The following is a 12,366-nucleotide window of genomic DNA, read 5'->3' as shown; positions in this document are numbered from 1 at the left end:
CTGGTGGAAAGAAGAAGGGAGGCCGCCTCTCATTTTATCGTACTTCGGAACAGCCGACCCTTATTATTATGGCTTGAAATTTGAGAACTGCCTTTCTAACACGATACCCTCCATCAAAAGCGAAACAATAAATCCCCCGGACACTAAAAGGGAATTTTTCGCAGCGAGTGTTACTAACCTCCAGGGAATATATTTTCACCAGAAAGACATTTTTTCATATTTTTTACAAAAAAAGCCGTATAAGAAATGCGGGTATTCAATTCACATTTACGATATCACAAATGACGCCCATGCACATCTAATTATCGGGGCAATATACAATTCCCTGGAAAAACCCGCTTTAGCTGAAAGGCACTTTGAAAAAGCGTTAAAGCTTGACCCTGCGATGGACAAAATCATACGAAAGTTTTCTTCGTGATTCTTATAAAAACATTAACGATTTTAGAATTCCACTGGCTGCTGGATTCTTCCTTCAACACTCTAAAAACATCCTGTTTATTTGGCATTTTTCGTGAGAATGGAATCCGGCATGCTAATTTTGCCGATGTCATGCAGAAGCCCCGCACGCTGAACTTTTAAACACTCAACATTGGTCCATATGAGTTCCCGCGTTACTTCATAACAATGCACTCTCCATCTGCAAGTGCCTTCTTGTGTAAGGGTCTTTAGCTTCAATTGTCGCAACGCGAGTGCAAAGAACATTATTCGTGTCCTCCAGACTATCCAGTGCGTTTCTCAATCTTATATGATTTCTGATGCGGGCAATCAGCTCAAAATGATTGTACGGTTTTGCAATAAAATGTTGACGGATTTTTCGGAGTTTTCATTTTAAGAAAAAATGTAGAGCATCACGTTGCCGGCGATTATGATGACCGCAGCCGACAGCCGCCGGATGCGGTCTTTTTCTCTAAAAAGCAGGAGGCCGCCAACCACCGAAATGAGTATGCCGGATCGTTTTATCGCTATCAGGTACGATACTCTCGGCGTCACTGCAAGCGCTGCCATGTGCGTCATGAAAAGCCCCGCGTTCAACGCGCCGCACACGAAAAGATATTTCAGTTCCTTTAATTTTATTTTAATTTTAAACAGCAGCGGAAGCAGTAGCAAGGTTATGAACGCTGCTTCAATAAAGGGATAGACGGCGACGGAAGACCGCCCAAGCGCGATTTTGTCGGCGCTCGCTACGAATGACCAGATAACTATGGTCAGCAATGCCCACCTCACGCCTTTTTCTTCGGCTATCATCTTGAAAGGTGCGGCAAGATTGCCGCCGGAGGCAAGCACGTAACATCCGATTACGATTATGAGCATGGAAATCAATGCCGTCGCCGAAGGAAACTCTTTCAGCATTAGCGCGCTCACGGGAATCACAAGCAGCGGGGACAGTGCCAGGACAGGCATCACGAGAGAGGCCTCCGAATATTTCAGGGCCTTGATGCTGCAATAAAAACCGGCGAGCGCCCCCGTTGATGTCAGTATCGTCCATTGCCAGAAACCCGGCTGTATCGCGCCGAAGCCTTCTTTTATCGCCGGCACCATAAGAAACGGCAGGGCAAAGGAGAAATAAGAGAAGAGTATCGCCTCTGTCGAGCTGATATTTTTTAGATGCAGGTAGCGGATGTAAACGCCCTGCACCCCGAAAAATACCGCGCACAAGCCTGAAATTATTATCCAATGCATGGATAATATTAACAAAAAAACCGGTGAAAGAGAAAAGCCAGTTGTGCCCGCCCTTTAGTAAGAAGGGTGGTAAAGTTTTGCGGGTTATGATGTGCGGACAGGATGGGTTAATCTGCGGATTTTTGCAAAGCGTGAGTTAATTGCTAAAATCGGCGATGATCAAACAGAAAATACTTATAGTGGACGACGATAAGGATTCCAATGATATCGTCAGGGACTGCCTGGAGGCAGCCGGCTACGGCACAATGTCAGCTTTCGGCGCTGAAGAGGCGATAGACAAAGCGGGGTCTTTCAGATTCGATCTTGTGGTCCTCGATATCAATCTCCCAGACGGCAGCGGCGAGATGGTTTATGCAGCTCTTCAGGCAATGACGGCGACGAAGAGCCTGCCGGTAATCATCATATCGGGAGAATCCCCGGCCAGGGTGCGGAGGATGCAGAGCGTTAAGGATATTCCGGCCGTGGACATATTTGTCAAACCGCTGGACATTCCATTATTCCTGGAACGCGTGAACTCATATCTCGCGGAGAAAAAAAGCCGCGCGGGCAGGAGTGTCCTCATCGTTGATGACGACACTTCCATGAACGAGATAATAAAACAGAACCTTGAGGTCGCCGGCTATGGCACGATTTCGGCTTTCGGGGGTTATGAGGCTGTCTCTCTGGCGAAAGAGAAGATCCCCGATCTGATTTTACTGGACCTTAATCTTCCCGCCGGAAGCGGGGCTCTGGCCTACACCGTGCTCAAGAGCTTTAAAGAGATCAGCCATATTCCTATTATAATCGTTTCAGGAGAGGACCCCGCTGTGATACAGAGGATGCGTATAGGTAAAGCGCTGAACCTTGATGACATTTTTATAAAACCGCTGGACTTCGGGCGGCTTTTCATAAGAATAGCCCAACGCCTTGCTGAAAATGAAACCGGAACCGGCGATGAATTTTAAAGGCGAAAATAGCCGGCGATCAATGCCTTGACAGTAGTGTTTATATTTGTAAACATATGTTTAGAAAACTAAACATATGTTTGGGTTAAGGAAAAGGCGTAATTATGAAATTTTTTAAACCACTGGATAAAATTTTGAATCAGACGGCAAAAGTGCAAATCCTCCGTTTTTTCATAAAGACTGGGGCGGAATGGACGGGACGTCAAATTTCTAAAGAAATTGAGGTGAGCCCGGCTACATGCCATAAGGCGCTCAGGCAACTTTATAAAGAAGGGCTGCTTTTGTTTCGCAGTGTGGGGGTAGGGCATCTTTACAAACTGAATGATGAAAATTATCTCGTAAAAAAATCGCTTCGTCCGTTATTTGAACAAGAAGACGGGTGCTATCTGCGCTTGAAGGAAATATTATTGAAGCATTTGGGAGATTTGGCGCCGCATAAACTGATTTCCGCTGTTGTTTTTGGCAGTGTGGCAAAGAAGAAAGATAGAGCAAAAAGTGACATAGATATTTTTCTGCTTGTGAAGAAATCAGGAGATAAAGACATAGTCGAGAAGAAAGTAGGGCTTGCCGGCGCTGAGATAATCAAGGAATTCGGCAATGCCCTTTCTCCGTATATTCAAACTGTTAATGAATTCAGGTCCAAGAAAACAAAGAAAGTTCCGGTGATCAGAGAAATAATTAAGAATAATTTTGTCATTGCGGGGAAACCACTGGAGGATGCATGACCGCGAAAAAAATAAAACATACAGGGGTTGATAGAAATAAATATAAAATTTATTTGAAAAAAGCTTCAGAGTTTTATCAAAGCATGGTTCAGGCAGAAAAGTCAGAAAGCTGGAATGCCGTTGGTTTAAATAGCGTCCATTGCGCGATATCGGCTTGCGATAGTGTCGTTGTTTTTCATCTTTGGAAAGCGTTCTGTTTCCAGTCAGCATAGAGATGCTGTGGAATTATTAAATAGCATTTTGATAAATGGCGCGGGTAAACAATCGGGATTATTGAATAGGATTCTTGCGAAAAAGAATATTGTTGAATATGAAGACAGGGATTTTCTGGAGAAAGAGGCCAAAGAGCTTATAAAACTGACAACAAGATTTTTTGAATGGATTCAAGGAATTTTACCGGAAGGCGGTTAACTTCACAATGTCATGGATAGGTAAGGTGGAACCTGCCGCCAATTTTATGATTGCACGAGGCGGCGGCATTTTGGTATATTTGTGACATGAAGATACTTGTAACAGGTGCGGCGGGTTTTATCGGTTCTAATCTCACTCTTGAATTGCAGAAGAGATTCCCGGATTCTGATATCACCGCCGTTGATAATTTTTTCGCCGGCGTGACGGAGAACCTGCGGGGCTTTAAGGGAAAATTCGAAAACAGGGATATATCAAAAGGGCCGGAGCTCTCAGGGGATTATGATATCATTTTTCACGAGGCCGCTATCACGGATCCGCGATACGGCGATGACAGGGAGATGGTACGGTCGAACATAGAGGGTTTCAGGAATATAATAAAACTGGCGCGTGACTCCGGGGCGAAATTGATATACGCCTCATCCGCCAGCATGTACGGCAACGGCCCCGCCCCCCAGAAAGAAAGCCAGAAGAAAGAGATTTTAAGCGCCTACGCGGAAAGCAAACTGGCGATGGATGATATGGCAGGGGAGTTATGCGGGAACATGCACATCGTGGGTCTGAGATATTTCAATGTTTTCGGGCCCGGCGAGGCGCACAAAGGCCGCCCGGCGAGCATGATATATCATCTTGTCCGGCAGATGAAAAGCGGCTCCCGACCCAGAATTTTCAAAATGGGTGAACAGAAAAGAGACCACATCTATGTGAACGATGTCGTAGAGGCCACGATCCTTGCCGTCAAGGCCGGCCGGAGCGGCGTTTATAATGTGGGCACGGGCAGGGCGGTGGATTTCAATGAACTCGTCGCCGATATCAACTCGGTCCTCGGCACATCGCTTGAGGCGGAATATATAGACAACCCTTACGAGGGCACATACCAGAATCACACCCAGGCGGACATGACTGAGGCCGAAAAATATCTCGGTTTTAAAGCCCGCTACAGCCTGCAAGACGGTATTAAAGACTATATCGAAAATCACGGTCTTTAATATCCCGTCAGGGGAAATATTAAGGCCGTCTCCTTTTTATCTTTTTACTCATAAATGTCTAATGTCAAGACCTGACCCCACTATTGATTTGACAGAAGGGCTTTGAAGATATAGAATCCTAATTGAGAATTAATCTCAATAAGCGTTTGAATTATAGAGGCATCAAAATATATGAATAAAGAGATAGAGAGGACTTTCGGTTCCTACCTGCGGCAAAACGGCATGCGCGTGACGCCGGAGCGCAAAACCATTCTGCGTGAGATCTTCGCCATACACCGGCATTTTGACACCGAGGAGATTTTTGAAACTCTGCGGCGGAAGAAAACGGGTATTTCGCACGCGTCCGTTTACAGGACGATGCCTATCCTTGTAAAGGCGGGGCTCGTGAGCAGAACCGCCGCCGCGCCGGGCAAGGCGGTGTATGAGCACATATACGGCCACGAGCATCACGATCATATGTTCTGCGTGGAATGCGGAAAGCATATAGAATTTAAAAACGACAATATTGAAAGACTGCAGATTGAGATATGCAGAAAATACGGCTTTAAACCGGAATATCACAATCTGGAGATAGTCGGCTTGTGTAAAAATTGCGCGAAGGGTAAGAGGCAGGGGAGAAAAAAATGAAGGTTGATCTTGTGTGCATGAAAGACGGCGCCGCCGGGCTTGTCTCAGATCTTGAGGGCGGGGAGTTTTTCAGCGAGAAAATGGGGAATATGGGCATAGTGCCCGGAGCGGCCATTAAAAAGATCACAGGGCATTTTATGCGCGGGCCCGTTCTTATCAAGGTCAAAGGCACTGAAATAGCCGTCGGCTATGGTATGGCCAGGAAAATAATAGTGGAAGTGGATTAGATGAAAAAAATACTTCTTATGGGCAATCCCAATGTCGGCAAAAGCGCTGTTTTTTCGCGCCTCACCGGCGTTGACGTCATCACTTCAAATTATTCCGGCACGACTGTGGGATATACCAGAGGCTGTATGCACATGGCCGGTGAGAAAGTCGAACTTATAGATGTGCCCGGTGTTTACAGTCTTGCCGCCGGAACCAAGGCCGAGGAAGTGGCGCTGGGTATGCTGAAAGAGGGCGAAATCGTTTTGAATATTGTGGACGCCACGCGCCTTGAGAGAAATCTTAAACTCACCCTGCAGTTGATAAGCCGCCGCGTGCCCATGCTCGTCGTTCTTAACATGTGGGACGAGACGAAGCACAGAGGCATTGAGATCGATGTGCCTAAGCTTGAGGAGATACTGGGCATTCCTGTCGTAGCGGTTTGCGCTGTCAGCGGAGAAGGGATAAGCGAACTGGTCGGCAGGATGGCGCAGGCGCGGGTGAGCGGGTTTGAATATGATGTGAAAGATGTCTGGGCCGAATCCGGCCGTATTGCCGGCAAGGCGCAGAAGTTTTTCCACCGGCATCACACTTTTCTGGAAACCTTGGCGGACGCGAGCATAAGTCCCCTGACAGGAATTCCGATAGCTTTAATCATAGCAGCTCTGTCATTTACGGTGATAAGATTTATAGGAGAAGGGCTGATAACCCATATTTTTGAACCCGTTTTTGAAAAACTGTGGGGTCCTTTTATTGTCAGGACTTTAGCTTTTTTGAGTCCCGGCGGCATTGCTCATGAAATACTCATCGGCAAACTCATAGACGGTAATATCGATTTCGTCCAGTCAATGGGCCTTTTGACCACGGGCTTGTTTGTTCCCGTAGCGATGGTTCTGCCCTATGTTTTTTCATTTTATCTGGTGCTCGGTTTTCTTGAGGATTCGGGCTATCTTCCCAGGATAGGCGTCCTATCGGATAATCTGATGCACAGAGTGGGTCTGCACGGCCTTGCCATTATTCCGATGATGCTGGGACTGGGATGCAATGTGCCGGCGGCCATGGCCACAAGAGTGCTGGAGACCAGGAGGGAGAGATTTATAGCGGCCACGCTCATGGCGATAGCTGTCCCCTGTATGGCGCAGATAGCGATGATCATGGGCCTTGTGGGGAATTACGGGGCGATGGCCCTGGCTCAGGTCTTCGGCACACTTTTTATTGTCTGGATTATACTCGGCCTGCTGCAGAATGCTTTGGTGAAAGGCGAGTCTCCCGAAATTTTTGTGGAAATACCGCCTTACAGAATGCCTTATATGAAAGTTCTTTTTGAAAAAGTCTGGATGAGGGTCAAATGGTTTATAAAGGAAGCAGTGCCATTTGTCATGCTCGGTGTTCTGGTGGTAAATTTACTCTACGCTCTCGGAGTCATAGAGTTTTTGGGAAAATTAGCGGCGCCTGTTATCACAGGTATCATGGGCCTGCCGGAGGAAACCGTTGCCGCTCTGGTGGTGAGTTTTTTAAGGAAGGACGTCGCCGTCGGGATGCTCGCTCCCCTGGGGCTTTCAGTCAAGCAGCTTGTCATAGCGTCGGTTGTTCTGACCATGTATTTTCCCTGCGTTGCCACATTCGCGGTTCTGATAAAGGAGCTGGGGGTGAAAGATATGATGAAATCCGCGTTGATAATGATCGCCGCCACCCTTTTTGTCGGCGGTATATTAAATCTTATTTTGTAATTCAGGATGAATCAGCCATTTTTTTATTTCACCGGCATATTTAAGATCCCCGCGGCCCTTTTGTGTATGATGATTTTTTCAGGAGAGTTATCCGCGCATCCGCACATATTCCTTGATTATGCCGTAACATTCGTTTTTAAGGATTCGGCCATTGAGGGCGCGCGGGTTAAATGGTTATTTGATGAATTCTACAGCGAAAACATAATGTATGATTTTGATAAAAATAAAAACAAAAAGCTGGAACCGGATGAGATTAAGAATGTTAAGGAAAAGTCATTTTCTAATCTGAAAAATTTTAATTATTTCACATACATATCTACAGAAGGCAAAAAAACAGGAGTTGAAGAGATACGGGATTTTTCGGCTGAGTTCTCGGATGGACGGGTTATATTCGGTTTTTTTATACCTTTTAAAATTCCCGCGGATAATATTCCGGAAGAGCTTTTCCTCGCTATTTATGACGAGAGCTACTACACCGATATAGCGCATGTAAAAGACGATCCCGTGATTTTTGAGAACGCCGAAGATATCAAAGTTGATTACAGGATAGAAAAAGACAAGAGACATGCCTATTATTTCGGCGAGATAATACCGAGGGTGATCAAATTGAGGTTCGGAAAATGACTTTTGTAAAATCGCTTACCCTGCTCATTTTATTAACGCCGCATATTTGCGCTTCGGGAAACCCTTTCGCTTCAGCGGATAAAAAATCCGACGGCCCGCGAATGCGGAGTCGTCCGATTTTCGCCGGTAAAATCGTTTCCGCCATAGCGCCTATACAGGCGAAATTCAACAGCCGTTTATCCCGGCTGATGAAAAGCGCGAAAGAAGAGCGTTCCGCAACCGCCCTGTTTATGGCCGTCCTGATATCTTTTGTGTACGGCCTTATCCACGCCGCCGGGCCCGGCCACGGCAAAACCCTTCTGTTCTCTTATTTTGTCGCCGAAGGCAGCAGTATAAAAAAAGGCGTGGCGGCGGCTTTCGCGGTGATGCTGATGCAGGCGTTTTCGGCCATTGTGATAGTGTCGGCGCTCTATCTGACCGTGCGGCATTCTTATACAGGGTCATTTGAAAAATTCAGTAACGTGATAAAGCTTGTGAGTTATGCCCTTATTACGGCCATAGGACTGGGGCTTTTGATAAAAGCTCTGTTTTTCCGCCGCGCCGAAACAAACGCCGGACAGCAACCCGTTACGGCAGATATCCGTCCGTTAATATTCTCAATAGGAATTGTGCCCTGTCCGGGCGTCATCATTCTGCTTATATTCGCCGCGTCACTGCATTTTTTATATCTGGGTATTTTCCTGGCCGTCATCATGGCTCTGGGCATGGCGCTCACTCTTTCTGTTGTGGCGGTTGCGACGATAACGGCGCGTAAAAGTCTTGGGCTTTTTATGGGAAGCGGCGGGAAGAGCAGAAAGATGGAAAAACTGATGGAATTAAGCGGCGCGCTGTTGATATTTATTTTCGGGGGGATTTTTTTTATAGGTAGTTTATAGGCAAGCAGATGCTGATATTGTTGAAAACAGGAAATTAAAAATGAAAAACTTAAAAGTTTTAGAGGAACTTCTGGAAAGCGAGATAAAAGAAGTGGTGGGCTGCACGGAACCCGCCAGCGTCGCTTTCGCCTTCGCGCGGGCCGCCGCTTTGTTCAGGGAATATGATTCTCCGTCGGGAATAAGCGGTAATTTCAAAGCCGCCGTCGTTATTTCAAGGGACGTCTTCCGAAATATCTCAACAGTCAGGGTGCCGGTGATGAAAATAAAGGGGATCAACGCGGCCGCCGCCTGCGGCATTTATACAAAATCATCAGGATTTAATCCTTTTGCCGGAATCGGCGCCGTTGAAAAAAGAAAAATAACCGCGCTGCTCAAGCGCAAAAACTGGCTGAAAGTGTCAGTCAAAAATGTTGACGGCATTTTTGTGGACGCTCAAATTGCGTGCAAAGGCAAAAAATCACGTGTTGTTGTCGAGGGAAGTCACGATAATGTAAAAGCCGTTTATTTCAGCGGCAGGAAAACAGCCCAAAATAAAAAGAAACCGGTTTACAGGCTGAAAAGCATGGAAGAGATTTTTAATATTGTTAAGCGGCGCGATAAAGGTCTTGAGGATATTGTGGAAAGATTCATCATCGATCAGGGCAGGTTATATGAGGAGTTCGGTTACGGGGATGTTTTCGCGGCGGTGTCGGGGCTTGTGAAAAAGAGAATGGACGGCGACTCATTAAAGGTTATTACGGTCACCGGTTCGGGCAATCAGGGTATTTTTTTGGGAATACCATTTTACATCATGTATAAAAAACGCGGCAAGAAGATTCTGCCCGCCGCTCTGTTTGCCGTCCTCACACAGATATATTTGACGAATAGCAAGGGCCGTATATCCGGTGATTGCGGCCTTGCCGGCAAAGCCGCTTCCTCTCTCGCCGCCGGCCTGTCTTTACTTGAAACTGCCAATCTCAAAAAAATCCGTGATAATATGCTTTTAACACACAGGGCATTAAAGGGCCTTCAATGTGAGGGCGCCGAACCTGTTTGCGCTATGAAGGCGTATCTTGCCCTGACCTCCGTTAAGAATGTTGTATGGCCGGAAAAGCTGATATGATAAAAGATAATGTTAAAGCTTTGCTGGCTGAGTTGCCCGAAGGGGTGGAGCTGGTCGCCGCCGCCAAGACCCGTTCCGCGGCCGAAATATCACAAGCTCTCGAGGCGGGCGTTGAAATCATCGGTGAGAACTATGTGCAGGATCTTATCAGGGTTTATGATTCTGTAAAGGTTCCGGTCTTGTGGCATTTTATAGGACATCTTCAGACGAATAAAGTCAGACAGATCGTTGATAAAGTTGATATGGTAGAAACTCTGGATTCCCTTCGCCTGGCGGAAGAAATAAATAAAAGGTGCGCCGCTATAGACAAGGTGATGCCGGTTCTTGTGGAAATAAACAGCGCCGAAGAGATCGCGAAGGCCGGGGTGCTACCGGAAGATGCGGAGAATTTTGTTGAGAAGATAGCGGGTTTGAAAAATATTGCCGTTAAAGGGCTGATGACCATGGGGCCAATGACCGCGAAAGATGAAGATTTGCGGATGTATTTTAGCCAAACCCGCCGGGTATTTGATAGGATTAAACTCAGGCAGATTGAAGGTGTTAAAATGAAATATCTGTCCATGGGCATGACTTCTTCCTATAAGCTCGCGATCGGGGAGGGGGCCAATATGGTGAGGATAGGTACCAGGATATTCGGGGAGAGAAATTACGATTGACAAAAAACCGGTTTTTAAATTTTGTCCGATATGCAGGGCGGAACTCGCGGCTAAGGATATAGATGGCGCCGCGCGCCTGACCTGTCCCTCATGCCGGTGGATCAATTATCAGAATCCCGTGCCCGTGGCTGTGGCGGCGGTGGTCAATACGCGCCGCGAAGTGCTTGTCAGCCGCAGGGCTTTTGAGCCGGCGGCCGGCCAGTGGTCTTTGCCGGGAGGATTTGTTGAGAGCGGCGAACATCCTGAAGAGGCGTGTCTCAGAGAACTTATGGAGGAAACGGGAATAAAAGGCGAGATCATCCGGCTGGTGGGTGTATACAGTTTCAGCAGCAGGATACACGGATCTCTTCTTGTCATGGGCTATGAGGTGAAACCCTTAAGCGAAGAATTAAAACTCAACAAAGAAGTCAGCGAAGCGAAATTTGTGCCGTATCATGATATTCCGCATATAACATTCGCGAGCCACGTAAAATTATTGCAGGATGTTTTTAAAATCTGAAAATTAATTCTTAAGCAGGACTAAATTGTTTTGCCCACGGCCTTGGCTATGGGTTTGATCTTTTTCATTATATCCGCGAAAGTTTTTTCGTCTATTGTCTGCGCCGCGTCGGAGAACGCATTTTTGGGGTCGTGATGAGCTTCCACTATTATCCCGTCGGCGCCGGAGGCCGCGGCCGCCAGACAGAGTGACGGCACAAGCTCTCTCACTCCGGCCGAATGGGAAGGGTCTATTATGACGGGCAGGTGGGATTCTTTTTTAAGAACGGGCACGGCGCTTATATCAAGCGTAAAACGCGTGGACTGGGTAAAAGTGCGGATGCCCCTCTCGCAGAGGATGACATTCTGATTGCCTTCGCTGAGAACATATTCCGCGGCCATCAGCAGTTCGGTGATTGTGGCGGACATGCCCCGCTTGATCATCACGGGCGTGTTTATTTTTCCGAGCTCCCTCAGGAGATTGAAATTCTGCATGTTCCGGGCCCCCACCTGCATAATGTCGGCGTATTTGGCCACAATTTCTATCTGTGAGATCTCCATGACTTCCGTGATTATTTTTAAGCCCGTGAGTTTTCTGGCCTCGGCAAGATATTTGAGGCCTTCTTCTCCCAACCCCTGAAAAGAGTAGGGTGAAGTGCGGGGTTTGAAAGCCCCGCCCCTGAGAAAAGTCGCTCCGTGTTTTTTCACCATCCTCGCGGTTTTCATGAGATTCGCCCGGTTTTCAACGGAGCACGGCCCGGCCATTACCGTAAATCTTCCGCCGCCTATTTTTTCCTTCCCGCAGCTTATAACGCTGTCTTCGGGATGCACCTGGCGGCTGGCGAGTTTATAGGGTTTTGATATCTGGACAATGCTTTTTACGGCGGGGTCCGCTTCAAAAAATTCTCTCAAAAGTATGGCGTTTTCGCCTATCACTCCGATGGTGATGTCGGACGCGCCTTTTGAATAATGGGCCTTAAAACCGTAAGATTTAATTTTTTTCTCAATCCGCTTTATGTCGTTTTTTGAAACATTCCTTTTTAGTGTCAGTATCATTTTATTTCCCCTTTATTTTCTTCAGGCATTTTATGAAAAAATCATTTTCCCCGGGCTTTCCGACAGTCACTCTGATGAATTCGCTCAGTTCGTATTCCGCCATTCCCCGCACTATCACGCCCATTTTCAGCAGCGCTGTAAATATTTTGTTCCCGTCACCGACATTTACGAGAAGGAAATTTGCCTGTGACGGCACATATTCCAGACCCATAGCTGTAAGATTTTTTTCCATTCTTTTTTTCCCGTCAAGTATTTTTTTAGTGATGGTT

Annotated in this window: 16 protein-coding genes; 13 read left to right on the top strand and 3 right to left on the bottom strand. The window is 46.8% G+C overall.

The window, feature by feature from the left end; translation table 11 throughout:
• Positions 1-828: 828 nt before the first annotated feature.
• A complete protein-coding gene (locus FP827_06535; protein ID MBA3052724.1) occupies positions 829-1,680 on the bottom strand; it encodes an EamA family transporter in 852 nt (283 codons plus the stop codon).
• Positions 1,681-1,835: 155 nt separating this feature from the next.
• On the opposite strand from FP827_06535, the gene FP827_06530 reads away from it, so the two are divergent.
• From FP827_06530 to FP827_06470, 13 genes are all read left to right on the top strand, one after another.
• Complete coding sequence (locus FP827_06530) at positions 1,836-2,624, top strand: response regulator (protein ID MBA3052723.1); 789 nt, start codon at positions 1,836-1,838, stop codon at positions 2,622-2,624.
• A 104-nt stretch (positions 2,625-2,728) separates the two neighbouring features.
• The gene (locus FP827_06525) at positions 2,729-3,349 is read left to right on the top strand and encodes a hypothetical protein (protein ID MBA3052722.1); all 621 of its coding nucleotides are present in this window, start codon (positions 2,729-2,731) and stop codon (positions 3,347-3,349) included.
• Positions 3,346-3,561, top strand: a complete 216-nt coding sequence (locus FP827_06520; GenBank protein ID MBA3052721.1) for a hypothetical protein — start codon at positions 3,346-3,348, stop codon at positions 3,559-3,561. The genes FP827_06525 and FP827_06520 overlap by 4 nt, the downstream gene beginning before the upstream one ends.
• Positions 3,562-3,568: 7 nt before the next feature.
• Positions 3,569-3,760, top strand: coding sequence for a hypothetical protein (locus FP827_06515; GenBank protein ID MBA3052720.1), 192 nt, complete (start codon positions 3,569-3,571; stop codon positions 3,758-3,760).
• 86 nt (positions 3,761-3,846) lie between these two features.
• The gene (locus tag FP827_06510) at positions 3,847-4,746 is read left to right on the top strand and encodes an NAD-dependent epimerase/dehydratase family protein (GenBank protein MBA3052719.1); all 900 of its coding nucleotides are present in this window, start codon (positions 3,847-3,849) and stop codon (positions 4,744-4,746) included.
• 222 nt (positions 4,747-4,968) lie between these two features.
• Positions 4,969-5,373: a transcriptional repressor gene (locus tag FP827_06505; GenBank protein MBA3052718.1), complete on the top strand. Its 405-nt coding sequence runs from the start codon at positions 4,969-4,971 to the stop codon at positions 5,371-5,373.
• Complete coding sequence (locus FP827_06500) at positions 5,370-5,600, top strand: ferrous iron transport protein A (protein ID MBA3052717.1); 231 nt, start codon at positions 5,370-5,372, stop codon at positions 5,598-5,600. Before FP827_06505 ends, FP827_06500 begins: the two co-directional genes overlap by 4 nt.
• Positions 5,601-7,307 carry a ferrous iron transporter B gene (locus FP827_06495; GenBank protein ID MBA3052716.1) on the top strand — a complete coding sequence of 569 codons (1,707 nt, stop codon included), beginning with the start codon at positions 5,601-5,603 and terminating at the stop codon, positions 7,305-7,307.
• Between the two features lie 6 nt (positions 7,308-7,313).
• Positions 7,314-7,931 carry a DUF1007 family protein gene (locus FP827_06490; GenBank protein MBA3052715.1) on the top strand — a complete coding sequence of 206 codons (618 nt, stop codon included), beginning with the start codon at positions 7,314-7,316 and terminating at the stop codon, positions 7,929-7,931.
• The gene (locus FP827_06485) at positions 7,928-8,806 is read left to right on the top strand and encodes a hypothetical protein (GenBank protein MBA3052714.1); all 879 of its coding nucleotides are present in this window, start codon (positions 7,928-7,930) and stop codon (positions 8,804-8,806) included. Before FP827_06490 ends, FP827_06485 begins: the two co-directional genes overlap by 4 nt.
• A gap of 40 nt (positions 8,807-8,846) precedes the next feature.
• The gene (locus tag FP827_06480; GenBank protein ID MBA3052713.1) at positions 8,847-9,908 is read left to right on the top strand and encodes a hypothetical protein; all 1,062 of its coding nucleotides are present in this window, start codon (positions 8,847-8,849) and stop codon (positions 9,906-9,908) included.
• The gene (locus tag FP827_06475) at positions 9,905-10,564 is read left to right on the top strand and encodes a YggS family pyridoxal phosphate-dependent enzyme (protein MBA3052712.1); all 660 of its coding nucleotides are present in this window, start codon (positions 9,905-9,907) and stop codon (positions 10,562-10,564) included. Before FP827_06480 ends, FP827_06475 begins: the two co-directional genes overlap by 4 nt.
• Positions 10,560-11,063, top strand: a complete 504-nt coding sequence (locus FP827_06470; protein MBA3052711.1) for an NUDIX hydrolase — start codon at positions 10,560-10,562, stop codon at positions 11,061-11,063. Before FP827_06475 ends, FP827_06470 begins: the two co-directional genes overlap by 5 nt.
• A 20-nt stretch (positions 11,064-11,083) precedes the next feature.
• On the opposite strand, the gene aroF is transcribed toward FP827_06470, so the two are convergent.
• Both aroF and FP827_06460 read right to left on the bottom strand, forming a co-directional pair.
• Positions 11,084-12,097 (bottom strand): 3-deoxy-7-phosphoheptulonate synthase, encoded by a 1,014-nt coding sequence (gene aroF / locus FP827_06465; GenBank protein MBA3052710.1) that lies wholly within the window; start codon positions 12,095-12,097, stop codon positions 11,084-11,086.
• Between the two features lies 1 nt (position 12,098).
• Positions 12,099-12,366 (bottom strand): aminotransferase class I/II-fold pyridoxal phosphate-dependent enzyme (locus FP827_06460; GenBank protein MBA3052709.1); only part of this gene is annotated, 268 nt, incomplete at its 5' end.

It is taken from the genome of Candidatus Omnitrophota bacterium, assembly GCA_013791745.1.
Classification (GTDB): domain Bacteria; phylum CG03; class CG03; order CG03; family CG03; genus CG03.
This window is presented reverse-complemented; position numbering and strand designations above follow the sequence as displayed.

Bases quoted from the DNA above. Each gene is read 5' to 3' on its own strand.
- FP827_06535 (MBA3052724.1), bottom strand. From the start codon at position 1,680: ATGCATTGGATAATAATTTCAGGCTTGTGCGCGGTATTTTTCGGGGTG.
- FP827_06530 (MBA3052723.1), top strand. From the start codon at position 1,836: ATGATCAAACAGAAAATACTTATAGTGGACGACGATAAGGATTCCAAT.
- FP827_06525 (MBA3052722.1), top strand. From the start codon at position 2,729: ATGAAATTTTTTAAACCACTGGATAAAATTTTGAATCAGACGGCAAAA.
- FP827_06520 (MBA3052721.1), top strand. From the start codon at position 3,346: ATGACCGCGAAAAAAATAAAACATACAGGGGTTGATAGAAATAAATAT.
- FP827_06510 (MBA3052719.1), top strand. From the start codon at position 3,847: ATGAAGATACTTGTAACAGGTGCGGCGGGTTTTATCGGTTCTAATCTC.
- FP827_06505 (MBA3052718.1), top strand. From the start codon at position 4,969: ATGCGCGTGACGCCGGAGCGCAAAACCATTCTGCGTGAGATCTTCGCC.
- FP827_06500 (MBA3052717.1), top strand. From the start codon at position 5,370: ATGAAGGTTGATCTTGTGTGCATGAAAGACGGCGCCGCCGGGCTTGTC.
- FP827_06495 (MBA3052716.1), top strand. From the start codon at position 5,601: ATGAAAAAAATACTTCTTATGGGCAATCCCAATGTCGGCAAAAGCGCT.
- FP827_06490 (MBA3052715.1), top strand. From the start codon at position 7,314: ATGAATCAGCCATTTTTTTATTTCACCGGCATATTTAAGATCCCCGCG.
- FP827_06485 (MBA3052714.1), top strand. From the start codon at position 7,928: ATGACTTTTGTAAAATCGCTTACCCTGCTCATTTTATTAACGCCGCAT.
- FP827_06480 (MBA3052713.1), top strand. From the start codon at position 8,847: ATGAAAAACTTAAAAGTTTTAGAGGAACTTCTGGAAAGCGAGATAAAA.
- FP827_06475 (MBA3052712.1), top strand. From the start codon at position 9,905: ATGATAAAAGATAATGTTAAAGCTTTGCTGGCTGAGTTGCCCGAAGGG.
- aroF (MBA3052710.1), bottom strand. From the start codon at position 12,097: ATGATACTGACACTAAAAAGGAATGTTTCAAAAAACGACATAAAGCGG.